We start from the raw sequence: 26,609 nt of genomic DNA, 5'->3' as shown, positions 1-26,609 counted from the left end.
TTCGTCGCGCTGACGCGCTGAGAATCAGGCGCGGCGGAAGCTGAAGGCCACGCCGAACTCCTCCGACTCGGCGGAGTGCGGGGCGTCCTCGCCCGGACCGGCCACGAAGGCGTCGGCGAGCACCTCACCGGCGATCATCCGGCCGTGCTCGGACAGGGCCCTGCGCACGGACTCGTCCTCGGTGGTCCACCACACGTGGATGCGGTCCGACACGTCCAGGCCGCTGTTCTTACGGGCCTCCTGGAGCATCCGGACCATCTCGCGGGCCAGACCGGCGCGGCGCAGCTCCGGGGTCAGCTCCAGGTCCAGAGCCACCGTCTCACCGGCCTCGGAGGCCACCGCCCAGCCCTCACGGGGCTGCTCGGTCACCAGCACCTCGTCGGCGTTGACCTCGACCGGCTCGTCCTCGACCCGCACCTGGGCCCAGCCGGTCTCCCGGACCTGCTCGACCAGGGCGGCCGGGTCGGCGGCCTGGATGGCCTTGGCCACCAGCGGCGTGCGCTTGGCGAACCGCTTGCCCAGAGCGCGGAAGTTCGGCTTGACCACGTAGTCCACGAGGTCGCCGCCGACCGACGAGAGCGCGTCCAGACCGGCCACGTTGAGCTCGTCGGCCACCTGCGCGCGCAGCTGCTCCGGCAGGTCCGCGAAGCCCGGGGCGCCCACCAGCGCGCGGGCCAGCGGCTGGCGGGTGCGCATGGCGGAGTCCACCCGGGCGGACCGGCCCAGCTCCACCAGGCGGCGGGTCAGCGCCATGTTCTTCGACAGCTCGGGGTCGATCAGATCCTCGTCCACCTGGGGCCAGGACGCCAGGTGCACCGAGTCCGCCGCGTCCGGACGGCGCAGCGCGGACCACACGTGGTCGGTCAGGAACGGGACGACGGGCGCCATCAGCAGGGTGACGGTCTCCAGCGCCTCGAACAGCGTCGCGAAGGCGGCCGCGCCCTCGGGGGTGTCCGCCCCGCCCCAGAACCGGCGGCGGGAACGGCGCACGTACCAGTTGGACACGTCGTCGACGAAGGCGGTCAGGCGGCGTCCGGCCCCGGTCGTGTCGAAGGTCTCCATGGCCGTGGTGACGTCGCGGACGACCTCGTTGAGCTCGGACAGCAGCCACCGGTCCAGCATCGGGCGGTCCTGCGGAGCGGGCGCGTCGGCCAGCTTCGAGTGGTCCCAACCGTTCCCGGCGTTGGCGTACAGGGTGAAGAACGACGTGGTGCTGTAGTAGGTCAGCAGCACCTTGCGGACGATCTCCTCCAGGGCGGCGTGGCCGACCCGTCGGGCGGTCCACGGCGAACCGCTGGCCAGCATGAACCAGCGCAGGGCGTCGGCGCCGTGCCGGTCCATCACCGCGATGGGCTCCATGACGTTGCCCAGGTGCTTGCTCATCTTGCGGCCGTCCTCGGCGAGGATGTGGCCGAGCACGACCACGTTCTCGAACGAGTTGCGGCCGAACACCAGGGTGCTCACCGCGAGCAGCGAGTAGAACCAGCCGCGGGTCTGGTCGATGGCCTCGGAGATGTACTGCGCGGGGAAGTTCTCCTCGAACGTCTCCTTGTTCTGGTGCGGCGCGCCCCACTGGGCGAACGGCATGGAACCGGAGTCGAACCAGGCGTCGATGACCTCGGGCACGCGGCGGGCGACCCGCTGGTCCTCGGGCAGCGACGGGTCGGCGTCGGGGTCGGGGATGACGACGTCGTCGACGTAGGGGCGGTGCGGGTCCAGGTTGGACAGGTCCTGGCCGCTGAGCTCGCTCAGCTCCTCCAGGGACCCCACGCAGATCTGGCGGCCGTCGGGGAACTCCCAGATCGGCAGCGGGGTGCCCCAGTAGCGGTTGCGGGACAGCGCCCAGTCGACGTTGCCGCGCAGCCACTCGCCGAAGCGGCCCTCCTTGACGTTCTCCGGCACCCAGTTGGTGACGTCGTTCTGCGCGAGCAGCTCGTCCTTGACCGCGGTGGTGCGGATGTACCAGGACGGGACCGCGTAGTAGAGCAGCGCGGTGTGGCAGCGCCAGCAGTGCGGGTAGGAGTGCTCGTAGTTCAGGTGGCGGAAGAGCAGGCCGCGGTCCTTGAGGTCGCGGACCAGCGTCTTGTCGGCCTCCTTGAAGAAGACCCCGCCCACGAGCGGGAGTTCGGCCTCGAAGGTGCCGTCCGGACGGACCGGGTTGACCACGGGCAGGCCGTAGGCGCGGCAGACCGTCATGTCGTCGGCGCCGAAGGCGGGGGACTGGTGGACCAGGCCCGTACCGTCCTCGACCGTCACGTAGTCGGCGAGGACCACGTAGTGCGCGGGCTCGTCGAAGGGCACCAGGTCGAAGGGGCGCTGGTAGGTCCAGCGCTCCATCTCGTCGCCCTCGTAGCTCTCGCCGGTGAGCTCCCAGCCCTCGCCGAGGACCTTCTCGAACAGGGGCTCGGCGACCACGAGGCGCTCGTCGCCGTCGGTGGCCACCACGTACTTCACGTCCGGGTGCACGGCCACCGCGGTGTTGGACACCAGGGTCCACGGGGTGGTCGTCCACACCAGCAGCGAGGTGGGGTGATCGGGCGAGGCCAGCGGGCCGGAGGTGACCGGGAACCGCACGTACACCGAGGGGTCGGTGACGGTCTCGTAGCCCTGGGCCAGCTCGTGGTCGGACAGAGTGGTGCCGCAGCGCGGGCAGTACGGGCTGATCCGGTAGTCGCGGACGAGCAGGTCCTTGTCCCAGATCTGCTTGAGCGCCCACCACACGGACTCCACGTACTGCGGGTCCATGGTGCGGTAGGCGTCGTCCATGTTCACCCAGTAGCCCATGCGCTCGGTCATGGAGGTGAACGCGTCCACGTTGCGCAGGACGGACTCGCGGCAGCGGTCGTTGAACTCGGCGATGCCGAAGGCCTCGATGTCCTTCTTGCCGCTCAGGCCGAGTTCCTTCTCCACGGCGACCTCGACGGGCAGGCCGTGGCAGTCCCAGCCGGCCTTGCGGTCCACGTGGTAGCCGCGCATGGTGCGGAACCGGGGGAAGACGTCCTTGAAGGCGCGGGCCTCGACGTGGTGCACGCCGGGCTGGCCGTTCGCGGTGGGCGGGCCCTCGTAGAACACCCAGTTCTCGTTGCCGCGGGTCTGGTCGAGCGACCGCTGGAAGACGTTCTCCTTCGACCAGCGGCCGAGGATCTCGCGCTCCGTCGCGGGCAGGTCGATCTGAGCGGGCAGCTGGGGCAGCGCGCGGGATTCGGGCCGGGGGTCGTCGGTCACCGTCGTACCTTTCTCCATCAGGGGTGTTCCTGACGGAGGGACGAGGCGAAGCCCCGCGGTACCACCCTCCTTGGAGCCGCGTCCCGAGTCCGCTGGGCGGTCGGTGGCGGGTCCCACTTCGTTGCGTTCGTGCCGGTTCTACTGGGGTGCGCAGCGATGCGCGCGACCTGTTCTTCCGACGGCTCCGGGGTGATCTTCGCGCTGGTCGTTGCCCCCGGGCTCCCACCGTCCCCGGGTCGCTTGGGCGGTCCAGCCCCCTCTAGGCTGTCTCCGTCCGGTCGGGGCCAGCGTTACTCGTCCCCATCGACACGACTTCAGGATAACGCAGTGCGGCCAGGCGTGCCGCGTATTGAGTGAGGGGGCGGCCGTGGCGGAACAGACGCGGGGCGCGGTCCTGGTGACCCTGCCCGACCGCGAGGACGCGGACGAGCTCGCCGAGCAGCTCCTGGAGCAGGGGTACGAGCCCTGCCGGGTGTACCGGGACATGCTCGCCGGCGAGGACGACGCCGAGGACGTGGACTGGGTGATCGAGGTGCTGACCGGACCGCACGGCGGCCCGGCCACCTTCGACGAGCCCCACCTGCTGCTGCTCGCCGAGGACTACGGCGGCTTCGCCGTGGCGGAGTGAGCCGGGGCGCTCGCTCGGGGCGGACCGGCTCCGCCCCCTGGCCCCGGGCGGCCACGGCGGCCAGGATGGGTCTCCATGACGATCCGTGAGGCACGACCCGATGACGCTCCGGCCATCGCCGGGGTGCACGTCCGCTCCTGGCAGGCCGCCTACCGCGGCATGATCCCCGACTACGCGCTGGAGAACCTGGATCCGGAGCGCTTGTCCGGGGTCTGGGCCGGGCGGCTCACCGGTGACCTCACCGCACCCGGGGCAGGGGTGCTGGTCGCGGAGGAGGACGGCGCCGTGGTGGCTTTCGCGGGTTTCGCGCCGGGCCCCGACCCCGAGGACGAGAGCCGTTCGGTGGTGGACCTGGAGACCTTCTACTCCGTGCCCGAGGTGTGGGGGTCGGGCACCAACCAGGAGCTGGCCCGGACGCTGCACGAGGCGATGGCCGACGGTAGGGCCGACCAGGCCGTCCTGCGGGTCCTGGCCGCCAACACCCGCGCCCGGCGCTTCTACGAGGGTCAGGGCTGGTGGGACACCGGTACCGTCACCGAGGAGGCGATCCTGCGCGGGACCCTCGTGGTGCCCACGGCCCTGTACCGGCGCTCCCTCTGACCGGTCCGGCACCGCACCGCCCCGATCATTGCCTTGGGGCGGTGGATTGCCTAGGCTCGCGGCACCACTCACAGCCTTCTCGAAGGGGAGATCCCGCAGTTCACGCGGGGTAGGGGGCCGTGGGACGCTTGGAGGGGGAGTGCGATGAAGGCCACCGAGACGGCGGCGCTGCCGGTCCTTCCGGGGGAGGAACCCTGGACCCAGGAGGAGCTCGCGCAGGTCCGGAACCAGCTGGAGACCGAGATCGAGGCGCAGCGCGAGGAGCTCCGCGAGAACGAGATCGAACTCGCCGAACGGCTCACCGACCCGGTCGAGGGGGCGGGGGACGACCCCGCGGACGCCGGAGCGAAGACCTTCCAGCGCGAACACGATCTGGCGTTGGCCTACAATACTCGTGACCTGCTCGCCAAGAACGAGCGGGCGATCGAACGGATGGACGCGGGGACCTACGGGGTCTGTGAGTCATGCGGCCAGGCCATCGGGAAGGCGCGTCTGGAGGCCTTTCCGCGTGCCACCCTGTGCGTCACCTGCAAACAGCGCGAGGAGCGTCGCTGACTGAGGTAGAGCCCTCCGGGGACAGCAACATGACCACGACCGACAACACCGTTGCCCGGCCGCGCAGGTACGCACTCCTGTTGCTGGTCGCGCTCGCCGCGATCGTCGCCGACTTCCTGACCAAGGAGTGGGTGCTGGCGGTCTTCTCCCAGGGCGAGCGCCTCGATGTCATCGGCAGCCTCGTCCAGTTCACGCTGGTGTACAACACCGGTGCGGCGTTCTCGCTCGGCACCGGGTACACCTGGGTGTTCACCGCCATCGCCACCGTCGTCGTCTTCGCCATCGGCTACATCGGTTGGCGGGTGCGCAGCCTGTGGTGGGGCGTCACGCTCGGCCTGATGATGGGCGGCGCCGCCGGCAACCTCGTCGACCGCTACTTCCGGGGCGAGACGCCCGGGCACGGCGCGGTCGTCGACTTCATCAGCGTCGGGACCTTCCCGGTCTTCAACATCGCCGACTCCTGTGTGGTGGTCGGGGCCTGCCTGGTGGTGGCACTCACCTTCAAGGGCCTCAACCTGGACGGGACGATGGTCGCGGACGAGGCGCCCGAGCGGGAGAAGGGCGCCGACACCGGCGCCGACGACTCCGCCGCCGGCGCGAGCACCGCCGACACCGCCGACACCGGTGACAGGAATGACACCGGAGCCACCGGCGACGCCGCCGACAAAGACGGCGGCGAGAACGACAAGGGGAACGGCGCATGAGCGACACAAGGAGCCTCCCCGTCCCTGACGGACTGGAGGGCGACCGGCTCGACTCCGCGATCGCGCGGATGTTCGGGCTCTCCCGGACCAGGGCCGCCGAGCTGATCGGGGACGGCAGCGTCCTCCTCGACGGCGCCGAGGCGGGCAAGTCCGACCGGGTGCAGGCCGGCGCCTGGCTGGAGGTCACCCTCCCGCCGCCGCCCACCGCCCCGGTCCCGAGGGCCGAGGCCGTCCCGGGCATGCGGATCGTGCACGAGGACGCCGACATCATCGTGGTGGACAAGCCGGTCGGCGTGGTCGCGCACCCCACGGTCGGCTGGACCGGCCCCAGCGTGCTGGAGGGCCTGCTGGCCTCCGGCGTGCAGCTGGCCACCAGCGGTGCCGCCGAGCGGCAGGGCATCGTGCACCGCCTGGACGCCAACACCACCGGCCTGATGGTGGTCGCCAAGAGCGAGACCGCCTACAGCGTGCTCAAGCGGGCGTTCAAGGAACGCACCGTGGACAAGCGCTACCACACGCTGGTCCAGGGCCACCCGGATCCGTTCCGGGGCACCGTCGACGCCCCGATCGACCGCCACCCCGCGGGTGACGGCCGCTGGGCCGTGGTCGCGGGCGGACGCCCCTCGGTGACGCACTACGACACCCAGGAGGCCTTCCGGGCCGCCAGCCTGCTGGAGATCAAGCTGGAGACGGGCCGCACCCACCAGATCCGGGTGCACATGTCCGCGCTGCGCCACCCCTGCGTGGGCGACCACCTCTACGGCGCCGACCCCACCCTCGCCGAGCGGCTGGGTATCAGGCGCCAGTGGCTGCACGCGGTGCGGCTGGGTTTCGAGCACCCCACCGAGCACCGTCCGGTGGAGTTCTCGAGCCCCTACCCCGAGGACCTGGAAGCCGTCATGGAGAAGCTCCGCGAGGACTAGCCCCGCGCGCCGCTCCCGCGCCGCCTCGAAGACCTCTCCGCCGTCCTGCCCCCGTTCGGGGCCGGGCGGCGGACGCGTAGGATCCCCTGGCACAGGGCGGCGCCCAGGATGATGACGAGCGCCCCCAGCGGCTGGTTCCAGCTCAGTGTCTCGCCGAGCAGGACGACCCCCGCGGTGACCGCGACCACCGGAACCACGTAGGTGACCGTGGTGGCCACGGTCGCGCCCGCGGCCCGGACGATCGCGTAGTTGAGGATGTAGGCGAACCCGGTACCGAAGACGCCCAGCACGGTCACCGCCAGGGCGGCCTTCCAGGTCAGTTCGGTGGGCGCGCCGGTGAGCAGCGGGGCCAGCACCAGCAGGGGCAGGGTGCCGAGCAGCATCTGCAGGGCGCTCAGCTCCAGGGCCGTGTGCGGGCTGCCCGCGACGAAGCGCCGCAGGTAGGGCGTGCCGATCCCGTAGCAGGCGGTGGCCGCCACGACCAGCAGCATCCCCAGGAGCGCGTCGGTGTCGCTGACGTTCACCTCGCCGAGCGAGTTCCACACTCCGAAGACGGTGAGGACGCCGAGGAAGCCGATGCCCAGCCCGAGGACCCGGGTCCGGTCCGGACGCTCGTCGGACAGGATCAGCATCGCGAACACCACCCCGAACAGCGGGGTCGAGGCGTTGACGATCCCCATCAGCGCGGACGGGATGAGCTGGCCGGCGTACCCGAACAGGGTGAAGGGCACGGTGTTCAGCAGCAGGGCGGCCACGAACACGTGCCCCCACAGGCGGGGCGAGGACGGCAGGCGTCCGCCGCTCAGGAACAGGACCGCGAGCAGGGGCAGGGCGCCGGTGGCCATGCGGCCCAGGGCGAGCTGGAGCGGGGCCAGGACCTCGGCACCGATCCTGATGAGGACGAAGCTCATGCCCCAGATGAGCGCGAGGAGCACGAACTTGGCGCGCCAGCCCAGGAGCGGGGTTCGGGCGGGTGCCGGGGCGGGCGCGGGTACCGGGGCGGAGGGCGCCGCGGCGATGGAAGGAGTGGACATGGGATGTTTCTATCCGTGCACGATCCCTTAGGTCTACTTCGTATTTCTTAAACCATCCCTTAGCGTTGCTTACATGCTCAGTGTCGACAGGCTCCGTGTCCTCCACGCCATCGCCGCACACGGCTCCCTCAGCGCCGCCTCCCAGGCCCTGCACGTCACCAACTCCGCCGTCTCCCAACAGCTGACCAAGCTCGAACGCGAGGTCGGCCAACCCCTGGTCGAACGCAACGGACGCGGCGTACGCCTCACCGACGCCGCCGAACTCCTCGTCGAGCACACCTCGCGGATCCTCTCCCTGGTCCACCGCGCGGAGGCCGACCTGGAGGCCCACCGGGGCGACGTCACCGGCCACCTGCGCCTGTCCGCCACCCCCACAGCGGTGCGCGGGCTCCTGCCTTCCGCCCTGCCCGCCCTGCGCGAGGCCCACCCGGCCCTGCGGGTCGAACTCCTGGAGGAGGAACCCCAGGAGAGCGTCTCCGCCATGGCACGCGGCGACGCCGACCTGGCCCTGGTCGTGGACTGGATGGGCGCGCCGCTGGAACTGCCCCCGGGGATGACGCGCGCCTCGCTGATGGAGGACATAGGGGACATCGCCCTGCCCGCCGACCACCCCCTGGCCCACCGGGAGATCCTGGAGCTCGACGAGATCCTGGACCTGCCCTGGATCAGCTGGACCAAGGGGTCCATCTGCGACGACTGGCTGAACGCCATCATCCGCGGCCGGGGCGCCGAACCCGAGATCATCCACTCCGTGGAGGAACACCAGACCAAGCTGGCCCTCATCGCGGCCGGGATCGGCGCGGCCGTCATGCCCCGCCTGGGCCGCGGCCCCCTGCCCGAGGGGGTCCACGTGGTCCCGGTCCAACCCGCGCTGATCCGCCAGGTCTACGTGTTCTGGCGCACCGACGCCTCCCGACGCCCGGCCCTGCGCGCCGTCGTGCGCGCGCTGCGCGAGGCCGCCTCCGCCTACACGGACGGCCCCGGGCCGGTCTGAGGCCCGCCCCGAAGCGCTCCGCCGCCACGGGCACGCCGGGCACGGCCCGGTGCCCGCGGCGGGCACCGGGCCGTGCCCGGCCGGGGCCGCCCCGGCCGGGTCAGGCCCGGCCGAGCAGGTCCGTCATGGTGGCGGTCGGGCTGATCACCTCCGGATCGGTGCGCACGTCCACCAGGGTGGGCAGGTCGGCCCCCACCGCCTCGGCCAGCGCCTTCTCCAGCTCCTCGCGGGTGTGCACGGTGGCACCGCGCGCCCCCAGGGAGCGCGCGTAGCCCGCCAGGTCCAGGGGCCCGCTGATCTCGGTCCCCGCGATCCTGCCCAGCTCGCGGGCCTGGTGCATGGCGATCGTTCCGTAGAGACCGTTCTGGAACACCACGACGGTGATCGCCGCGCCGTGGCGCACCGCCGTCTCCAGCTCCTGACCGGTCATCAGCGCTCCGCCGTCACCGGCCACCGCCACCACCGTCCGCTCCGGGGCGGCGATCTTCGCGGCCACCGCGGCGGGCACGGCGTAACCCATGGCCCCGCTGGTCGGCGCCAGTTGGGTGTCGGGGTGGCGGAACCACCAGCCGCGGTGCAGGAAGGACGCGAAGTTGCCCGCGTCGTTGGTGATCAGGGTGTCCTCGGGCAGGGCCTCGCGCATCCCGGCGATCACCGACCACGGGTGCATGCGGTTCCCCCGGTGCCCTTCGGCCTCGGGCGGAACGGCCGTGCTCTCCACCCAGGCCCGGCGGGCCCCGCTCCAGTCCCGGTAGGGCACCTTGACCGGCGCCCCGGCCAGTGCGCGCAGGGCCTTCCCGGCATCGGCCACCGCACCGAGCCACACGTCCTTGGTGGCGCCCACCTGTTCGGGGTCGATGTCGATCTGCGCCACCCGGGTGCGCCCGTCGGACTCGGGCAGCCGGTACCCCTGGGTGGTGGTCTCGCTCATCCGGCACCCCACCACCAGGACCGCGTCCGCGTCGGCCAGGGCGCCCAGCACCGCGGTCGGCGCGCCCAGTCCCAGGTGCCCGAGGTAGAGCGGGTGGTCGTTGGGGAACACGTCCTGTCGGCGCCAGGCGGCGTACACCCCGGTGCTGTACTGCTCGGCCACGCGCACCAGGTCCTCGCGTGCGGCCCGGGCCCCGCCGCCGGCGATGATCACCGGACGCACCGCTCTGGCCAGCCAGTCGGCCAGCCGGTCCCGCTCGTCCCCGCCCAACGAGGGCCGGGGGACCACCGCGGGGCGCGGCCTCGGCCGGGGGCCGACCCGTCGGCCGAACAGGTCGCCCGGCACCGCGATCGCCACCGGGCCCGGCCGGCCGGTGGTGGCGATCCGGATCGCCCGCGCGGTGACCTCAGCCAGCCGGTCGGCCCGGTGCACCGTGGTGGACCACTTGGTGATGGGCGCGTAGAAGGCGGTCAGGTCCACCTCCTGGAAGGCCTCGCGGCCCAGGTGCTCGGTCTCGGCCTGGCCGAGGAAGACGATCATCGGGGTGGAGTCCTGCATGGCGGTGTGCACGCCCACCGCGAGGTTGGCCGCGCCGGGGCCTCGGGTGGCCGCGGCCACGGCGGGGACACCGGTGAGCTTGGCCTCGGCCTCGGCCATGAAGGCGGCGCCGCCCTCGTGCCGTGTGGAGACCAGGGCCATCTCCGGATGCTGGTCGACGGCGTCGGCCAGTTCGAGGAAGCTCTCGCCGGGGACGGTGTAGCACCGTCTGATCCCGGCGGCGGCCAGGACCTCCACCACCGCGTGTGCGGCGGTGTCGGTGGGGGGTTGGGGCCGTTGTGCGGCAGGGGCCATGGAGGCGGGTCCTTCCATCGTCGCAAGGTCCACTCGGTGCGCGCCGGAGTCGGGGTGTGCCCCGGAGCACATGCGGCTGACTCTCGCAGGCGGCCCAGGGCCGGTCAAGGCCGGACGCGACGGCCTGTGGACAACCCCGCCCAACCCGTACCGAACCCTCGCCCGGGTGCCGTGTGCCCGGCCCCGCCCGGCCCCGAGCGGTCAGTCGGAGTCCTCGTCCCCGTGCTTCCGGTGCGGCACCGCCGGCCGTCTCCGCAGCGGCTCGAGGGCGCGGGCGTGGTCGTGCAGAGCGTTGAGCACGGCGTTCACCAGAGGGTGCCCCTCGGTGCCGTGGCGAACGGAGACGAACACGTGCCTTCTCGGGGGTCGCCCCCGCAGCGGAACGACGCTGACGCGCGGCAGGTCGACGGCGGCGATCGCCGACCGCGGAGCGAGGGCGATCCCGACACCGGCGCCGACGAGCGCGCTGACGGCGCGGAAGTCGTTCGAGACCGACTCCACGCGCGGCTGGAAGCCCGCCTGCTGGCACGCGAGGAGCGTCAGGTCGTGGATCGGGTTCCCCGGAAGCGGGGTGACCCACGCTTCACCGGCCAGCCGGGACAGCGACAGCTGGGCGCTGGCCGCGAGGTCGCTGTCCGAGGGAACGAGCACGTCCAACGGCTCCGAGTACAGGCGGGCGTGACTGAACGCCTGGGCGGTCGGGACCGTGGCCTGGGGGTAGTCCACGGACACGGAGACGTCCACGTGGCCCTCTGCCAGGAGCCGTTGCGCGGCGGCGCCCTCCGCGTCGGTGACGTGCGCGCGCAGGTGCGGTGCCGACGTGCGGAGCGTGCGGAGGGCGGGAGCCACGACCTCGGTGATCGCCGACGGGAAGGCGGCGATGCCCACAGTGCCCACCTCACCGAGCGCCGACGCGGCCAGGTCGGCCTCCGCCTGCTCGAGGATCGCGGACACCTGCACGGCGTACCCGGCGAGCACGGTCCCCGATGCGGTGAGCCGGATGTTGCGTCCGTGGCGTTCGAAGAGGTCGAGTCCCACCTCCCGCTCCAGAGCCGACAGCTGCTGGGAGACCGCGGACGGGGACAGGTAGAGGGACCGGGCTGCGGCAGTGACCGTGCCGTGGAGCGCGACGGCCTGGAGTACGCGCAGGCGGCGTGGGTCGATCACACGATCCCCTTTTAAGTAGAACTGGAAGCTTCTCTGCAGGTCTTCGTGATGGACTTAATGATATCCAGTGCGTGATGATCGGGGGCATGAAGGCTCTTTCCAAACTCCGGGGCGAACCCGGGTTGACCCTGGCCGAGGTCAAGGACCCGGTGATGGGCCGCGACGAGGTGCTCATCAAGGTCCTCCGCACCGGTATCTGCGGAACCGACCTGCACATCAGCGCCTGGGACCACTGGGCGCAGACCGTGATCCAGCCGCCGCTCGTCCTCGGGCACGAGTTCGTCGGTGAGGTCGTGGACGTCGGCGGGGGCGTCACCGACGTCAAGGCCGGCGACCTGGTGAGCGGTGAGGGCCACCTGGTCTGCGGCAAGTGCCGGAACTGTATGGCCGGCCGCCGTCACCTGTGCATCCGGACGATCGGCCTGGGGGTGAACACCGACGGCGCGTTCGCCGACTACGTCGTGCTCCCCGAGGAGAACGTCTGGGTGCACCGCATCCCGATCGACCTCGACGTCGCCGCCATCTTCGACCCCTTCGGCAACGCCGTGCACACGGCCCTGTCCTTCCCCGTCATGAACGAGGACGTCCTGGTCACCGGAGCCGGGCCCATCGGAGTCATGGCCGCTGCGACCGCGCGCCACGCGGGCGCGCGCAGCGTCGTCGTGACCGACCTGAGCCCGTACCGGCTCGAGCTCGCACGGAAGATGGGTGCGACGATCGCCGTGGACGTGTCCCAGGAGGACCTGACCGATGTCATGACGGCGAACCACATGAAGGAGGGCTTCGACGTCGCGTTCGAGATGTCGGGGCAGGCCAAGGCCCTCGCCTCGGCGATCTCGACCATGAGCCCCGGGGGCCGCATCGCGATCCTCGGCCTGCCGTCCGACGACGTCTCGGTCGATCTCGCGACCGTGGTGACCCGCATGCTCACGCTCAAGGGGATCTACGGGCGGGAGATGTTCGACACCTGGTACGCGATGTCCGTGCTGCTCGAGAACGGCCTCGACATCAGCCCGATCATCACCCACCGGTTCGGCTACGAACAGCACGAGGAGGCCTTCGCGGTGGCTGCCTCCGGCCGGTGCGGGAAGGTCGTGCTCGACTGGACCACGCCGACGATCCCGCAGGACCAGACCGTCCAGACGACCAGCGAATAGTTAGTAGGAGACCGACGTGTACGCAGCGATGCGCGACCATCTCGCGCAGGAACTCGAGGGCATCCGCGAGGCGGGGCTGTTCAAGGACCAGCGGCTGATCAGCGGCCCCCAGTCGGCACGGATCAGCGTCGGTGACGACACCGTCCTCAATTTCTGTGCGAACAACTACCTGGGCCTCGCCGACCACCCCGACCTGATCGAGGCCGCCAAGCGCACCCTCGACGAGGCGGGCTTCGGGATGGCCTCGGTGCGGTTCATCTGCGGAACCCAGGACCTGCACGCGCAGCTGGAGCGCCGGCTCTCGGAGTTCCTCCAGGTCGACGACACCATCCTCTACAGCTCCTGCTTCGACGCGAACGGCGGAGTCTTCGAGACGCTTCTCGGACCCGAGGACGCGGTGATCTCGGACGAGCTGAACCACGCGAGCATCATCGACGGGATCCGGCTCAGCAAGGCGGCCAGGTTCCGGTACAAGAACCGCGACATGGCCGACCTGGAGAAGCAGCTCGTCGCCGCCGCGGACGCCCGCCACCGGCTGATCGTCACCGACGGCGTCTTCTCGATGGACGGATACCTCGCCCCGCTGGACGAGATCTGCGACCTGGCGGAGCGGCACGACGCGCTCGTCATGGTGGACGACTCCCACGCCGTCGGTTTCGTCGGGCCGAACGGGCGGGGAACCCCCGAGCTGTTCGGCGTCCAGGACCGGGTGGACATCCTGACCGGAACGCTCGGCAAGGCGCTCGGCGGAGCCAGCGGCGGATACGTGTCCGCACACGCCGAGATCGTGGAGATCCTCCGGCAGCGGTCGCGGCCCTACCTCTTCTCGAACTCGCTCGCCCCGATGATCGTCGGAGCCTCCCTGCGGGTGCTCGACATGCTCTCCGAGGCCGACGACCTCAGGACGAGGCTGAAGCGGAACGCGGAACTGTTCCGGGAGTCGATCACGTCCGCGGGCTTCGACGTCCTGGACGGGGAGCACCCGATCGTGCCGGTGATGATCGGGGACGCGGCCGAGGCGGCCCGGATGGCGTCCGCCCTCCTGGAGAAGGGCGTGTACGTGACGGCGTTCTCCTACCCCGTGGTCCCCATGGGGCGGGCACGCATCCGGGTCCAGCTCTCGGCGGCGCACAGCGAGGACGACATCCGCGAGGCGGTGGCGGCGTTCGCGCAGGTCCGGGACGAGCTCCGGGAAGGCAGCGCCTCCTAGGCGATTCCGATGGCGCGCAGGGCGGCGGTGGTTCCGGCGGCGGCGACCACCACCACCAGGAACGGGGCCCGCAGTACCAGTGCGAGCAGGGCCGCACCCACCCCGGCCATGCGGGCGGTGTCCCAGCTCAGGGACTGTCCGTCGCCCAGCGCCTGCACGGCGATCAGCGCGGCCAGCAGGGCGAGCGGGACAGCCGTGGCGAACCGCTGCAGCCAGGGGTTGTCCAGCAGCCGCCGTGGGGCCGCCAGACCCGCGTACTTGAGCAGGTAGCACCCGGCGGTGGTGGCGATCAGCGCGATCCACAGAGTCATGACCGGATCCCCTCGGCCTCGTTGGAGCCGGCGGCCCCGTCGGCCGGCTCCACCGGCCGGTCAGCGGTGCCGAAGAACGACAGCAGCGCGGCCGAGGCGGCCAGCAGCACCGGCACCCCCGGCGGCAGGAACGGGGTCGCGGCCAGTGCCAGCCCCGCGCCCAGCCCCGCGATCAGCCAGGTCCGCGGGCCGCCCTCGCGCAACCGGGGCCACAGCAGTCCCAGGAAGATGGCCGGGCCCACCGCGTCCAGCCCGAACGCGTCGATGTCGCTCACCCGGTCGGTGGCCAGCGCGCCAGCCAGGGTCGTGGCCACCCAGAAACCGCCCAGGACCACGTAGGTCGTCATGAACGCGGTACGGGCGGACTCCTTGTCCGGCTGGACGAGTGTCACGGCCGTGGTCTCGTCGATCACCCCGTGCGCGGCCAGCGCACGGCGGGCACCGCGGTACCCCAGCACATCGGCCAACCGCAGCCCGTACAGGGTGTTGCGGGCGCCCAGGAGCAGGGCGCCCAGCGCCCCCGCGACGAGGCTCCCGCCGCCCGCGATCACCCCGACCAGGGCGAACTGGGAGGCGCCGGTGAACATGAACAGGCTCAGGAAGAGGGCTTGGGCGGGGGACAGCCCGGCGGCCACGGCCGCGGTCCCGAAGGCCAGGCCGGCGGCGCCCACGGCGACACCGATCCCCAGGCTGTCCCGTACCGCCGGTGAGCGGAGTGCGGAGAAGGTCTTCACGTTCGCCCACGTTAGGCGGGTCCGGACGGGCCGTCTTGTACGTTCTTGCACGGGGCCGCGGGACCGGAGGGCGGGTCAGGAGGCGTGCAGGGCGCGCTGGTAGGCGACCGGCGGCACACCCAGGTGGCGCCGGAAGTGGCGGGTCAGGTGGGGCTGGTCGGCGAAGCCCACCTCCACGGCGACCTCGCTCGCCCGCCGCCCCTGGAGCAGCAGGGCCCGGGCGCGGTCCACCCGCATCTGGTTCAGGTAGGCGTGCGGGGGCAGGCCGTAGGCGGCCCGGAAGGCCCGTGCCAGGGCGAAGGGGCCGATCCCCGCGTAGGCCGCGAGTTCCTCCAGGGTCGGCGGGTCCACCAGGCGTTCGGCCAACAGCTCCCGCGCCCGGACCACCTCCGGCCGCGCCGCGTGCTCGGCGCCCTCTGCCCCGCGCTCCCTGCCGTGCGACCGCAACAGCATCGCGATGCCCTGCCTGGCCAGCGAGGACGCCGCCAGGCGTTCCCCCCGCTCGGCCGCCGTGTGCGCGCTCACCAGCACGCGTGAGACCTCGGGGGCGTGGATCCCGGAGTCGGTGAACCACGGGGTGCCGCGCATGCCGAGTTCGCGGCCGATGCCCTCCACCACCTCGGGCGCCGGGTAGAACACCCGGTACCCCCACCCCTCGGGGATCCCCGCGTGCCCGGTGTGCACCTCGCCCGGACCGACCACGGCCAGTCCGCCCGGCCCCACCCGTGAGCGCCCGCCCGGGTGGGAGTACTCCTCCACCCCGGCAGTGATCATGCCGATGGTGTAGGTGGGGTGCGTGTGGCGGGTGAAGGCGGTGGTGACGAACCGGGCGGTGAGGAGCTCGGTGTCGGGCAGCCCGGAGAAGCGCCAGTACCGCGCGCGCTCCACGCGCGGGTCCTCGACGGTGGGGTGGATCTCGCTGGGCAGTTCCATACGTCCAGGTTAGGGCGCCTGGAGAAGGGCGGGCGGCCAGGGGCAGAGGCCGGGGCCGGGTGGGGGTGAGCGGGTTCACGCAGATAGTCTGCGCGGATGAGCAAGCCACAGATTCGCCGGGTCCTGGACGAGCGGGACCGCGCGGCCGTCTTCGTCATCCGGGGCGCCGTGTTCGTCGCCGAGCAGCAGGTGCCCATCGAGGAGGAGTGGGACGAGCGGGACAGCACCGCGTCCTTCCTCCTCGCCCTCGTGGACGGGGTGCCGGTGGGCACGGTCCGCCTCGTGGACCAGGGTGACGGTGCCGGACTCCTGGGCCGGATGGCCGTCCTGCCCTCCGGCCGGGACAAGGGGACCGGGGCCGCCCTGGTCCGCGCCGCCGAGGAACTGGCGCGGGAGTCCGGGCTCGACCGGGTGGAGCTGCACGCGCAGACCCACGCACTGGGCTTCTACGAGCGGCTCGGCTACACCGCCCACGGCGAGGAGTTCATGGACGCGGGCATTCCCCACCTGCACATGGAGCACAAACTCGGCTGACCCGGCCCCCGACGACCGTGGCTCCCCGTTCAGTGTGACGGGGAGCGCACCTCCCGGCACCGTTCCGCCGGAATACTACCGAGTACGATTCGGTTTTGACGTTGGCGTCCCCCCGGCGCGCGCCGTGCGCGCACCAGCCGACCGAGAACGAACACCGATCCGACGAGGAACACATGACGGTCAACACGCAGCCGGTCACCGAGAGCCCCGACGACCCCCGAGCCTACGGGCTCCCCCTCGTCGACGCCCACTCGATCCCCGCCGAACTGCGCACGTTGGTCTCCCGCGTCCACGACCTCGTCGACGCCGTCGCCAACACCGAGGTCGACACCGACACACTGGCCGAGACCGCCGCCACCGTCGAGGAGCTGACCGGCCGGCTCAACGTCGCCCGCCGCCAGATCGGCACCATGGTCCGCCGCGAACTCGGTGACGGCACCACCCTGGTCGGCACCATCACCAACATCGTCGAGGGTGAGACCAACCCCGCCGCCCCGCAGCTCTTCCTCGACCGCACGGACGAGGGCCTGCGCGCCGAGGTCACCCTCAACACCGTCTACCAGGGCCCTCCCGGCCTGGTGCACGGCGGCTGGATCGCGGCCATGCTCGACCAGGCCGTCGGCAGCGTCTCCGCGGTCGAGACCAGCCCCGGCCTGACCGCCAACCTGGAGATCAACTACCGACGCCCCACCCCGCTGTTCACCCCGCTGGAGATCACCTCCTGGGTGGAGCGGGTCGAGGGGCGCAAGGTCTTCGTCGCCGGTCGGATCCGCGCGCACGGCAAGGTCACCGCCGAGGCCACCGGGCTCATGATCCAGGTCGAGGCCGCGGAGTGACCCGGGCACGGCCCTTCGCCGTGTAGTACCATCACCACCGTGACCCACCGCTATTTCGTGTTTAGCCAGCCGACGCACCCGTCGGCCGCTTTCACGTAGGCGGAAACGGGAACGTCGGCAACAGAGCACTCGGGCAGCAGCCCGGTGCTCTTTCGTCTTTTCGGGCGGCCGACGCCCCAGCACAGGGTCCCCTGACGGGACGTACGGCCGCGCCGCATCCGCGAACGCATCCACACCCGAGAGGGACCACCGTGCACGACCGCCACAGCGACACCGCGCCCGCCACCGAACCGCGGACCGCCGAGCAGATCCTCCACCTGCGCGGACGCATCGACCAGATGGACGCCGAGCTCGCCGAACTCCTCGAACGCCGCGCCCTGGTCGCCGCCCGGGTCCAGCGGCTCAAGCCGGTCGGTTACTTCGCCGGACGCGACATGGGCCGCGAGCGCGAACTGGTCGAACGCATGGCCGAGCACGCGCCCCGCCTGGGCGCCGACCGCCTCGCCGCCATCATGGACCGCGTGATCAGCGCGGGACTGGACGCCGCCCAGGAGGAGGCGGCCCGCGTCAGCTGACCGCTCCCGGCCGGGCGGACCGTGCCACGCGGCCGCTCCGGCTCCCGGCGCCTCCCGGACACGGCGGACCGGGACCCCCGCCCCCGGGCGGCGCCGGCAGCGGCGGGGAGCCCGCCGCCTACGGCCGCACCACGTCCACCCACACCATGCGGTGGTCCGAGCTCGGGAAGGGGTAGTCGCCGGTCAGCCGGAACAGCGGGTCGTCCGCGGTCGGCCAGAACACGCCCGAACCCCGCGCGGGCAGCGAGCGCGAGGGCAGTACGTAGTCCACCCGCAGGTTGCCCGGGCCGGGCTCGTCGGCGAAGTCGGCGCTGTCCCACTCCGGTGCGCCCGAGTGCTCCTCGTTGGCTCCGCCCTGGCGCTGGGCCGCGCCGCGTCCGCCCTGGCTGGAGGGGCGCACGTCCACCACGTGCCGGTGGTTCAGCAGCTGGGTCACGGCCTCGGGGTGCCCGTCGCCGTCGTTGGGGTCGGCGTTGAGGTCACCCGCGATCACGAACGGCGATCCGGGGGCGAGCCCGCCCCGACCGCCCTGGTCGTCGTAGACGTACGAACCCGCGCGCGGACTCACGTAGTCGGCCCAGAAGCGGATCTCGTCGTGGTTGCGCGCCACGTTGCGCTTCTCCGGACCGTCGAAGGTCGGCGGCGTCGGGTGGCTGGCCAGCAGGTGCACCGGGCGGCCGCGGCCGGTGTCGATCGGGATGTCCCAGTGGCTCTTGGAGGACAGCCGCAGCACCTCCAGGGCCTCCTCGGAGTAGTACGGCTCACCGGTTCCGGGATCGGTGGGCAGCATCGCGTCGGGCATGTCGGCCCAGAGGAAGTTCTGGAAGGTACGCACCTCGTCGGTGACGATCGGGTACCGCGAGTACACGACCATCCCGTACTGGCCGGGGAAGAGCCCGTAACCGAAGGCGTCCTCCGCGTACCCGGGGCTGCCCGGCTCGGTCACGGCCTCGCCGTCGCCGTTCAGGTCCACCCCCGAGGCCACCCCCGTGTTGACCGGCGCGGTGTACACGTACGGGTAGTCGATCGGCTCGGCGCCGTTCTGCCCCACGGACAGGTAGTTGTCCTGGAACCGCCGCGCGCCCACGCCCTCCTCGTCGTGGTCGAACTCGTTCACCAGCAGCACGTCGGGCCGCACGTGCTGGATGATCTCGGCGACGTTGCGGGCCTGCTCGCTCCCTGCCGTGGCCAGCTCCTCGGCCAGGGCGCCCTGCTCCGGGCGCTCCAGAGCGGTGTTGAAGGTCGCGAAGCGGACCTCGTGCGCGCCCGGCGGGGCGGGGACCGACGGGGACTCCGAGGCGGAGGCGGGCATCGCCACCAGCGCGGAGGCGGCCAGGACGAGAGTGGCGGTGGAGGCGATCCGACGGGGTGCGGTGGTCACGGAGGTGGTCCTCTCAGCGGGGGTTCACGCGCCGGAGATTAACAGGGGAGCGTGTCCGAACGGTGTACCGCCGCTGTCCGAACAGCACCGAAATTCCCTTGGCGGGGCCTCCCTGCCTTGTTTGACTGGGTTCCTATGGCACACAAGGAACCCAACCTCCCCTTCCGATGGGACATCCCCGGCGGAGACCGGACCGGCTCCCTCACCGAGGGCGTCGACCACGACTGCTCCTACGCCGACGTGCTCGCCGAGTGCGCGGCCAAGGTCCTGGCCCGAAGCGCCGACGGCGACCTGTACTTCGTGGGCCGCTCCCCGGACAGCGTGTACGACCTGCTCAGCGGGGTGCTCGCCGACACCTCCCACCACACGCGGCTGCACCGCCTCCCGCTGTCCCTCTACGGCCTCGACGGTGAGGGCCTGACCCCCGACGAACGCGCCCAGCTGCGCGCCAACCTCGCCGCGACCGGCATCAGCCCCCGGACCCTGGCCGCCCGCGAGCGCCCCGTGGTCTTCGCCGACCTGGTCCTGCACGGTTCCACCTTCGGCAACCTGCACCACCACCTGCGCGCATGGATCGACGACGAACGCGCCGCCTGGAACGTGATCCGCCGCAGGGTCCGCTACCTCGGCATCACCGCCCGGGAGAAGACCAGCCCCAACACCTGGCGCTGGCAACAGCACGCCGCGTGGACGGACGACCTGCCGCCCAGCGCCGTGCGCAACGTCTCCGTCGACGGCTTCGTCTGGAGTCGCCTGGGCAACTCCCAACCCAAGACCGAGCACTCCTTCCGGCGCACCCGCTGGGCCGATCCCTCCGTCACCCGCCCCCGCCACGACAAGGAGGCCCGCCAGGGGCTCGCCGAGGCCCTGAGCTTCCACGAACACGGCCGCACCCTGCGGATCCGATCCCTCGTCCACCGCGTCCTGACCGGTGAGCCGGCCTTCCGCGACCCCTGGCTCCGCACCCTCGCCCACGACCTCCGCGCCTCCGGCGGAACCTCCCCGGCCTGACCCGCGCCGACGGTCGCCGCACGACGCGCCGCGTGTGGGGTCTCACGCCGGATCGGCGAACCCCGAACCCGCCTGCGTAGCCCGGGTTCTCCCCGCGTCGGGTGCCCCGAGTTGTGCACAGGCGTCTCCGAGAGTCACAGGAAAGTCGTAGTCTCAGGAGTCACCACCCGTCCGTCTACCCGCCTGGGGGCACCCGCGTCATGGCCGACTCCTTCGCTCATCTGCACGTCCACACCGAGTACTCGATGCTCGACGGGGCGGCGAAGTTGAAGCCCTTGTTCAAGGAAGCCGCGCGGCTGGAGATGCCGGCCGTGGCCATGACCGACCACGGCAACATGTTCGGGGCCTACGAGTTCTACCAGCAGTCCAAGGGCTCGGGCGTGACCCCCATCATCGGTATCGAGGCCTACGTCGCGCCGGAGTCGCGCTTCCACAAGAAACGCGTCTTCTGGGGGCGGTCCAACACCTCCGACGACGCCTCGGCCGAGGGCGGCAAGGACATCTCGGGCGGCGGCCGCTACCTGCACATGACCATGCTCGCCCAGAACGCCCAGGGTCTGCGCAACCTCTTCCGGATGTCCTCCCTGGCCTCCGCCGAGGGCTACTACATGAAGCCCCGGATGGACCTGGAGCTGATGCAGCAGTACAACGAGGGCATCATCGTCTCCACCGGCTGCCCGTCCGGCGGTGTGCAGACCCGCCTGCGGCTGGGCCAGGAGAAGGAGGCGATCGAGTACGCCGCCGGTCTGCAGGACATCTTCGGCAGGGAGAACGTCTTCCTGGAGCTGATGGACCACGGCGTGCCGATCGAGAAGGAGGTCCGCGACGGCCTGCTCAAGGTCGGCCGTGAGCTGGACATCCCGCCGCTGGTCACGAACGACTCCCACTACGTGTACGAGTCCCAGGCCTCGGCGCACGACGCCCTGCTGGCCGTGGGCGTGGGCAAGAACCTGGACGACCCGACCCGGTTCCGGTTCAACGGATCGGGCTACTACCTCAAGACCGCGGACGAGATGCGCGGGCTGCTCAACTTCGACGAGTGGGCCGAGGGCTGCAAGAACACCCTGCTCGTCGCGGAGCGGATCGACCCCCACGCCTACGACGAGGTCTTCGCCCACCGCGACCTGATGCCGGAGTTCCCCATCCCGGAGGGCGAGACGCAGGCCTCCTGGCTGGCCAAGGAGGTCGAGCGCCTCCTCCCCACCCGCTACCCGGACGGGACGAGCGACGAGGTCCGCCGGCGGGTGGAGTTCGAACTCGGCATCATCAACGAGATGGGCTTCCCCGCCTACTTCCTCGTGACCGCCGACATCTGCCAGTACGCCCGCAAGAGCGGGATCGCGCTGGGCCCGGGCCGCGGTTCGGCGGCGGGGTCGATGATCGCCTACGTCCTGGGCATCACCGACCTGGACCCGCTGGAGCACGGTCTGCTGTTCGAGCGGTTCCTCAACCCCGAACGCGTGTCCATGCCCGATGTCGACCTCGACTTCGACGAGCGCAGGCGCGGCGAGATGATCGAGTACGTCACCCGCCTGTACGGCGAGGAGCGGGTGGCGCAGATCCTCACCTTCGGCACCATCAAGGCCAAGGCCGCGGTGAAGGACTCCACCCGCATCCTGGGCATGCCCTACTCGGTGGGCGACCAGATCACCAAGGCCTTCCCGGCGGCGGTCGGCGGCAAGGAGATCCCGCTCGACGCGGTGTTCAACACCGAGAACGAGCGCTACGGCGAGACCACCGAGCTGCGCAGTCTGGTCGACAACGACCCCCAGGTCGCCAAGGTCATGGAGACCGCGCGCGGTATCGAGGGCCTGACCCGCGGCACCGGTGTGCACGCGGCGGGCGTCATCCTGTCCAAGGAACCCCTGCTCGACGTCATCCCGCTGCACAAGCGCGACTCCGACGGCGCCATCATCACCGGCTTTCCCTATCCTCAGTGCGAGGAGATGGGTCTGCTCAAGATGGACTTCCTGGGCCTGCGCAACCTGACGATCATGGATGACGCGGTCAAGAGCATCAAGGAGGCCGAGGGGACCGACATCGACCTCGCGAAGCTCCCGCTCGACGACAAGAAGACCTACCAGCTGCTCTCCAGGGGCGACACCCTGGGCGTGTTCCAGCTGGACGGCGGCGCCATGCGCAACCTGCTCAAGCGGATGGAACCGAAGAAGTTCGGTGACATCGCGGCCGTCCTGTCGCTGTACCGTCCCGGCCCGATGGCGGCCAACGCGCACAACGACTACGCCGACCGCTCGAACGGGCGCCAGGAGGTCACCCCGATCCACCCCGAGCTCAAGGACGCTCTGGAACCGATCCTGGGGGAGACCTTCCACCTGCTCGTGTACCAGGAGCAGATCATGGCCATCGCCCAGCAGCTGGCCGGGTACACGCTGGGCGGCGCCGACCTGATGCGGCGCGCGATGGGCAAGAAGAAGAAGGAGGCCCTGGAGGAGGAGGAGGCCAAGTTCTTCCCCGGCGCGATGAAGCGCGGCTTCTCCAAGGAGGCCGTCCAGGCCCTGTGGGACGTCATGCTCCCGTTCGCGGGCTACGCGTTCAACAAGTCGCACGCAGCCGGGTACGCGCTGGTCTCCTACTGGACCGCCTACCTCAAGGCCAACTACCCGGCCGCCTACATGGCCGCGCTGCTGACCTCGGTCAGTGACGACAAGGACAAGATGGCGGTCTACCTGGCCGAGTGCCGGACCCAGGGCATCAAGGTGCTGCCGCCGGACGTCAACGAGTCCGGTCTGCGCTTCACCCCGGTCGGCAAGGACATCCGCTTCGGCATGGGCGCGGTGCGCAACGTGGGCGCCAACGTCGTGAACTCGGTCGTCAAGACCCGCACGGAGAAGGGCAAGTACACCTCCTTCACCGACTTCCTCTCCAAGATCGAGCTGGCGGCCTGCAACAAGCGGGTGATCGAGTCGCTGGTCAAGGCGGGCGGGTTCGACTCGCTGGGCCAGCCCCGGCGGGAGCTCTACCGCCACCACGAGACCGCGGTCGAGGGCATGATCAGCTCGAAGAAGCAGGAGGCCAACGGCCAGTTCGACCTGTTCGGAGGCGGGGACGACGACGGCGACTCGACCCCCATCGGCCTCAACATCCAGTGGGGTGACGAGGAGTGGGACCGCAAGACCAAGCTGGCCTTCGAGCGGGAGATGCTGGGCCTGTACGTGTCCAGCCACCCCCTGGCCGGCGCCGAGCGGGTCCTGGCCCGCTCCCGGGACACCTCGATCGCGCAGATCGTGGCCGGCGACCTGGCCCGCGAGCGCGGGGAGGTGCGCATCTCCGGTCTGATCTCCAAGGTGGACAAGCGCACCAACAAGGCGGGCAACCAGTGGGCGATCGCCACGGTGGAGGACCTGGACGCCTCCATGGAGGTCCTGTTCTTCCCCAAGACCTATCCGCTGTACGTGGAGGCCCTGCTCGAGGACACCGCGGTCACGGTCAAGGGGCGGCTCAACGACCGGGACGGGACCTTCTCGATGTTCGCCTCGGAGATGTCGATCCTGGACATCTCGCACATCACCGAGGGCGAGCCGCCGGTGCTGCTGTCGGTCGCGGAGGAGCGCCTGAACCCCGAGCTCATCGACGACCTGCGCCAGGTGCTGAGCACCCACAAGGGCGACACCCCCGTGCGCATCCGGGTGGACAACCCGGTGCGCTCCCGGATCTACGCGGTGGACCGCTACTCGGTGCGGATCTCGCCGGAGTTCAACGGTGAGATGAAGAGTCTGCTGGGGGCGTACGCGGTCGACTACTGATCCTCTGACCTCCGGAAATCCCCGTGTGCGGCACCGCGCACGGGGATTTTTCCGTCTCCGCCCTTGTCGAGACCAAGTTAGCGATATATCTTTGAGCTATCGGTTCACGAGATGACAGTCGTGAACTATCGGTATCACTGGATATCGATCGATGCGAAGGAGAACGACATGACCGCGATGGCACTTCCCGGCCCCTGGCCCTGGGGCGGGCGGCGCACCGAGCGCCCCCGACCGCCCTGGTCCTGGCGGCCCACCGACACCCCCGACGCACACCGGGGCCCGCGGCACGGGCACGACGACCACGACCGGCAGGGACCCCGGTGGGACGGCTTCAGCCCTCCGCCGCCCCCGCCGCCCCCGCCGCCCCCACCCGGGCAGGGGCCGCCCCGGCCGCCGTGGGAGGGGGACGACGGCCTCTTCGGGCAGGACGGGCCGTTCGGTCCCGGAGGGCCGATGGGCCCCGGAGGCCCGTTCGGCCCCGGAGGCCCCTTCGGGCCGGGTGGCCCCTTCGGGGGCGGGCACGGCCGGCGCGGACACCGGCGCGGCGGCACCCGGGCCCGGCGCGGTGACGTGCGCACCGGGATCCTCATGCTCCTGGCCGAGGAACCGCGCAGCGGCTACGAGATCATCCGCGAGGGCCGCGAGCGCAGCGGCGGGGCCTGGCGCCCCAGCCCCGGCTCCGTCTACCCCATGCTCCAGCAGCTGGAGGACGAGGGCCTGGTCGCCCAGATCGAGGGGGAGGGGCGCCGCCGTCCCTACCAGCTCACCGACGAGGGCATCGCCTACCTCGAGGAGAACGGCGCGGACCTCACCCCGCCGTGGGAGGCGGGCGCCGACGCCTACGCCGACGCCAGGTCCCGCTACGAGGAGATCAGCACCCTGGCCTACCAGCTCTCGGCCGCCGCGTCCCAGGTCGCCCAGGCCGGGACCCCGGAGCAGCTGGAGCGGGCCAAGCGCCTCCTGGCCGAGACCAGGCGGGGGCTCTACCTGATCCTCGCCGATGAAGGCGCCGAGGGCACCGGTGTCCCCGACGCCGAAGCGGAGGCGGACGCCGACGAGGACTGAGCGGCCGGGCCGCGCAGGCAGATCCGGACAGCACGGGGGCCCGGGACGGACACACGCCGTCCCGGGCCCTCGTGCTCCGGAAGAGCCGGTGTTCGCGGCCGGCTACTCGCCGGTCACGCCGTCCGCGAGCTCCCGGAGGACGTCCAGGTGCCCGTTGTGCCGGGCGGTCTCCTCGACCATGTGCATCAGGACCCAGCGCAGGGTCGTCCGCCCCCGGTGGTCCGGGATCCTGCGCGAGGAGTTGCCCAGCTCCAGGTGGGAGGTGATCTCCCGGGAGCGTTCGCACTGGGCGGCGTACTCGGCGAGGAGCTCGTCCAGGGGGCGCTGCGCCCCGAGCCTGAACTCCGCGTCGGGGTCCTCGGCCGAATAGGGCGCCACGTCGGGCTGGTTGAGCATCACCACCTCGAACCAGAACGCCTCCACCCAGCGCAGGTGGGACACGATCCCGCCGATGGTGGACATCGGTGACGACGGCAGCGGCGCGGTCGAGGCGAGGTCGGCGGCCAGACCGGCGCATTTGCTGTGCACCGTGGCCCGGTGCCAGTCCAGCCAGGCCAGGAGCATCGTGCGCTCGTCGGCGGCCATGGGAGGATCGACACGCTCGGACCGGGTCAGGGAACTGCTCTTGTCGCTCATGGCGGTATTCTCCTTCGGGTCATGTCCGGTATCCACTGGTTTTCGGCAGGTCCGGGCGGCGACGAGAAGGAGCGGTCGATGGCGGAGCAGAGCGACACGGGTGCGTCGGGAGCGGGGCGCGGCCTCGCTGTGGGCGCGGCCTTCCTCGGGGGAGTGGTCCTGCTGGGCGCCCTCCTGGGGCCGCTGTGGTGGTGGCTCGCCCCGCGACCCGAGGTGGTGGTCCTGCCCGACGGGGGTGTGTTCACCGGGGCCTCCGAGACCGTCTTCGCGGGCGAGGGCTACTTCGCGGTGATCACCGCGGTGGCCGGTCTGGTCACCGGATACGTCACCTACATGGTGCAGTTCTCCCTGGCCCGGCGCCGCTTCGAGGACCTGCGCCTGGTCGGCCTGGTCGCGGGGGCGCTGGGTTCGGCCGCGGCCTCCGTCCTGCTCTGGCGGATCGGCGTCGCCCTGGACGCGTCGGCCCGGGAGACGGTTCTGGCCGCCGACGCCGGTGACACCGTGGTCGCTGCCCTCCAGCTCCAGGCCACCGCTTTCCTGGTCGTGTGGCCCTTCGTGCACATCCTCCAGTACGGGCTGCTGGACGCCTTCAGCCTGCTGCGCGGCGACCAGCCCGGTGTCCCCGAACCCGTCCGCGCCGAGGCGCCCGCCCCAGGCGTCCCGGTCACCGGAACACCGGTTTCCGGTGACCCGGTCCCCGGGGCTCCCGCCTCCGGTCCCCACACGGGTGATGCCTCAGCGCCCGCTTCCCACGGCACGGCGGCGACCCCCGACCCGGAGGGGTGGGAGCCGCCGGTCGCGGCGGAGGGGGAGCGCCCCGGCCCGGAGGGGCCGCGGGGCTGACCCCGC

The 26,609-nt window shown here is 71.4% G+C and carries 24 protein-coding genes; 15 read left to right on the top strand and 9 right to left on the bottom strand.

Going from position 1 to position 26,609, the window contains the following annotated elements; translation table 11 throughout:
• Positions 1-24: 24 nt before the first annotated feature.
• Positions 25-3,225: an isoleucine--tRNA ligase gene (gene ileS, locus D458_RS0113555; protein ID WP_026119277.1), complete on the bottom strand. Its 3,201-nt coding sequence runs from the start codon at positions 3,223-3,225 to the stop codon at positions 25-27.
• Between the two features lie 367 nt (positions 3,226-3,592).
• Here ileS and D458_RS0113550 point away from each other — a divergent pair, with 367 nt between their 5' ends.
• The 5 genes from D458_RS0113550 (at position 3,593) to D458_RS0113530 (ending at position 6,635) form a co-directional block, all read left to right on the top strand.
• The gene (locus D458_RS0113550; RefSeq protein WP_017579795.1) at positions 3,593-3,853 is read left to right on the top strand and encodes a divalent-cation tolerance protein CutA; all 261 of its coding nucleotides are present in this window, start codon (positions 3,593-3,595) and stop codon (positions 3,851-3,853) included.
• A 75-nt stretch (positions 3,854-3,928) separates the two neighbouring features.
• Positions 3,929-4,453 (top strand): GNAT family N-acetyltransferase, encoded by a 525-nt coding sequence (locus tag D458_RS0113545; RefSeq protein ID WP_017587294.1) that lies wholly within the window; start codon positions 3,929-3,931, stop codon positions 4,451-4,453.
• 144 nt (positions 4,454-4,597) lie between these two features.
• Positions 4,598-5,008, top strand: a complete 411-nt coding sequence (locus tag D458_RS0113540; RefSeq protein ID WP_017587293.1) for a TraR/DksA family transcriptional regulator — start codon at positions 4,598-4,600, stop codon at positions 5,006-5,008.
• A gap of 29 nt (positions 5,009-5,037) precedes the next feature.
• Positions 5,038-5,712, top strand: a complete 675-nt coding sequence (lspA, locus tag D458_RS0113535) for a signal peptidase II (protein ID WP_017587292.1) — start codon at positions 5,038-5,040, stop codon at positions 5,710-5,712.
• Positions 5,709-6,635 carry an RluA family pseudouridine synthase gene (locus D458_RS0113530; protein WP_017587291.1) on the top strand — a complete coding sequence of 309 codons (927 nt, stop codon included), beginning with the start codon at positions 5,709-5,711 and terminating at the stop codon, positions 6,633-6,635. Before lspA ends, D458_RS0113530 begins: the two co-directional genes overlap by 4 nt.
• Here D458_RS0113530 and D458_RS0113525 read toward each other — a convergent pair.
• Positions 6,632-7,669, bottom strand: a complete 1,038-nt coding sequence (locus D458_RS0113525; RefSeq protein WP_017587290.1) for a DMT family transporter — start codon at positions 7,667-7,669, stop codon at positions 6,632-6,634. The genes D458_RS0113530 and D458_RS0113525 overlap by 4 nt on opposite strands.
• A 73-nt stretch (positions 7,670-7,742) precedes the next feature.
• On the opposite strand from D458_RS0113525, the gene D458_RS0113520 reads away from it, so the two are divergent.
• Positions 7,743-8,663 carry a LysR family transcriptional regulator gene (locus D458_RS0113520; protein WP_017587289.1) on the top strand — a complete coding sequence of 307 codons (921 nt, stop codon included), beginning with the start codon at positions 7,743-7,745 and terminating at the stop codon, positions 8,661-8,663.
• Positions 8,664-8,763: 100 nt separating this feature from the next.
• Here the strand turns inward: D458_RS0113520 and D458_RS0113515 are convergent, their stop codons facing one another.
• Both D458_RS0113515 and D458_RS0113510 read right to left on the bottom strand, forming a co-directional pair.
• On the bottom strand, positions 8,764-10,446 hold the full coding sequence (locus tag D458_RS0113515) for a thiamine pyrophosphate-dependent enzyme (protein ID WP_017587288.1): 1,683 nt from the start codon (positions 10,444-10,446) through the stop codon (positions 8,764-8,766).
• A 201-nt stretch (positions 10,447-10,647) separates the two neighbouring features.
• Positions 10,648-11,613 (bottom strand): LysR family transcriptional regulator, encoded by a 966-nt coding sequence (locus tag D458_RS0113510; RefSeq protein WP_017587287.1) that lies wholly within the window; start codon positions 11,611-11,613, stop codon positions 10,648-10,650.
• An 86-nt stretch (positions 11,614-11,699) separates the two neighbouring features.
• Between D458_RS0113510 and tdh the strand changes: the two genes are divergently transcribed.
• Together tdh and D458_RS0113500 are read left to right on the top strand one after the other, a co-directional pair.
• Entirely contained in the window at positions 11,700-12,770 is a 1,071-nt protein-coding gene (gene tdh, locus D458_RS33470) for an L-threonine 3-dehydrogenase (protein ID WP_040702439.1), read from the top strand.
• Positions 12,771-12,798: 28 nt separating this feature from the next.
• Entirely contained in the window at positions 12,799-13,980 is a 1,182-nt protein-coding gene (locus D458_RS0113500) for a glycine C-acetyltransferase (RefSeq protein WP_017587285.1), read from the top strand.
• On the opposite strand, the gene D458_RS0113495 is transcribed toward D458_RS0113500, so the two are convergent.
• The 3 genes from D458_RS0113495 to D458_RS0113485 all read right to left on the bottom strand — a co-directional run bounded on the left by D458_RS0113495 (position 13,977) and on the right by D458_RS0113485 (position 15,958).
• Positions 13,977-14,291, bottom strand: a complete 315-nt coding sequence (locus D458_RS0113495; RefSeq protein WP_017587284.1) for an AzlD domain-containing protein — start codon at positions 14,289-14,291, stop codon at positions 13,977-13,979. The genes D458_RS0113500 and D458_RS0113495 overlap by 4 nt on opposite strands.
• On the bottom strand, positions 14,288-15,025 hold the full coding sequence (locus D458_RS0113490; RefSeq protein WP_017587283.1) for an AzlC family ABC transporter permease: 738 nt from the start codon (positions 15,023-15,025) through the stop codon (positions 14,288-14,290). The genes D458_RS0113495 and D458_RS0113490 overlap by 4 nt, the downstream gene beginning before the upstream one ends.
• 75 nt (positions 15,026-15,100) lie before the next feature.
• Positions 15,101-15,958, bottom strand: coding sequence for an AraC family transcriptional regulator (locus tag D458_RS0113485; protein ID WP_017587282.1), 858 nt, complete (start codon positions 15,956-15,958; stop codon positions 15,101-15,103).
• Positions 15,959-16,054: 96 nt separating this feature from the next.
• On the opposite strand from D458_RS0113485, the gene D458_RS0113480 reads away from it, so the two are divergent.
• From D458_RS0113480 to D458_RS0113470, 3 genes are all read left to right on the top strand, one after another.
• Complete coding sequence (locus D458_RS0113480) at positions 16,055-16,492, top strand: GNAT family N-acetyltransferase (protein WP_017587281.1); 438 nt, start codon at positions 16,055-16,057, stop codon at positions 16,490-16,492.
• A 173-nt stretch (positions 16,493-16,665) separates the two neighbouring features.
• The gene (locus D458_RS0113475; RefSeq protein WP_017587280.1) at positions 16,666-17,328 is read left to right on the top strand and encodes a PaaI family thioesterase; all 663 of its coding nucleotides are present in this window, start codon (positions 16,666-16,668) and stop codon (positions 17,326-17,328) included.
• A 251-nt stretch (positions 17,329-17,579) separates the two neighbouring features.
• Complete coding sequence (locus D458_RS0113470) at positions 17,580-17,903, top strand: chorismate mutase (RefSeq protein WP_017587279.1); 324 nt, start codon at positions 17,580-17,582, stop codon at positions 17,901-17,903.
• Positions 17,904-18,021: 118 nt separating this feature from the next.
• Here the strand turns inward: D458_RS0113470 and D458_RS0113465 are convergent, their stop codons facing one another.
• A complete protein-coding gene (locus D458_RS0113465) occupies positions 18,022-19,215 on the bottom strand; it encodes an endonuclease/exonuclease/phosphatase family protein (RefSeq protein WP_169556874.1) in 1,194 nt (397 codons plus the stop codon).
• Positions 19,216-19,419: 204 nt separating this feature from the next.
• On the opposite strand from D458_RS0113465, the gene D458_RS0113460 reads away from it, so the two are divergent.
• From D458_RS0113460 to D458_RS0113450, 3 genes are all read left to right on the top strand, one after another.
• A complete protein-coding gene (locus D458_RS0113460; protein WP_017587277.1) occupies positions 19,420-20,295 on the top strand; it encodes a hypothetical protein in 876 nt (291 codons plus the stop codon).
• 200 nt (positions 20,296-20,495) lie between these two features.
• Complete coding sequence (gene dnaE, locus D458_RS0113455; protein ID WP_017587276.1) at positions 20,496-24,059, top strand: DNA polymerase III subunit alpha; 3,564 nt, start codon at positions 20,496-20,498, stop codon at positions 24,057-24,059.
• 168 nt (positions 24,060-24,227) lie between these two features.
• Entirely contained in the window at positions 24,228-25,124 is an 897-nt protein-coding gene (locus D458_RS0113450; protein ID WP_017587275.1) for a PadR family transcriptional regulator, read from the top strand.
• Positions 25,125-25,226: 102 nt separating this feature from the next.
• Here D458_RS0113450 and D458_RS0113445 read toward each other — a convergent pair whose 3' ends face one another.
• Positions 25,227-25,760, bottom strand: coding sequence for a DinB family protein (locus D458_RS0113445; protein WP_017587274.1), 534 nt, complete (start codon positions 25,758-25,760; stop codon positions 25,227-25,229).
• Positions 25,761-25,838: 78 nt separating this feature from the next.
• On the opposite strand from D458_RS0113445, the gene D458_RS0113440 reads away from it, so the two are divergent.
• Positions 25,839-26,603 carry a hypothetical protein gene (locus D458_RS0113440; RefSeq protein ID WP_017587273.1) on the top strand — a complete coding sequence of 255 codons (765 nt, stop codon included), beginning with the start codon at positions 25,839-25,841 and terminating at the stop codon, positions 26,601-26,603.
• Positions 26,604-26,609 lie beyond the last annotated feature (6 nt).

The organism is Nocardiopsis ganjiahuensis DSM 45031 (assembly GCF_000341085.1).
In the GTDB taxonomy this organism is placed as follows: domain Bacteria; phylum Actinomycetota; class Actinomycetes; order Streptosporangiales; family Streptosporangiaceae; genus Nocardiopsis; species Nocardiopsis ganjiahuensis.
The sequence above is the reverse complement of the archived record's forward strand: the minus strand, read 5'-3'. Positions and strand labels throughout refer to the sequence as shown.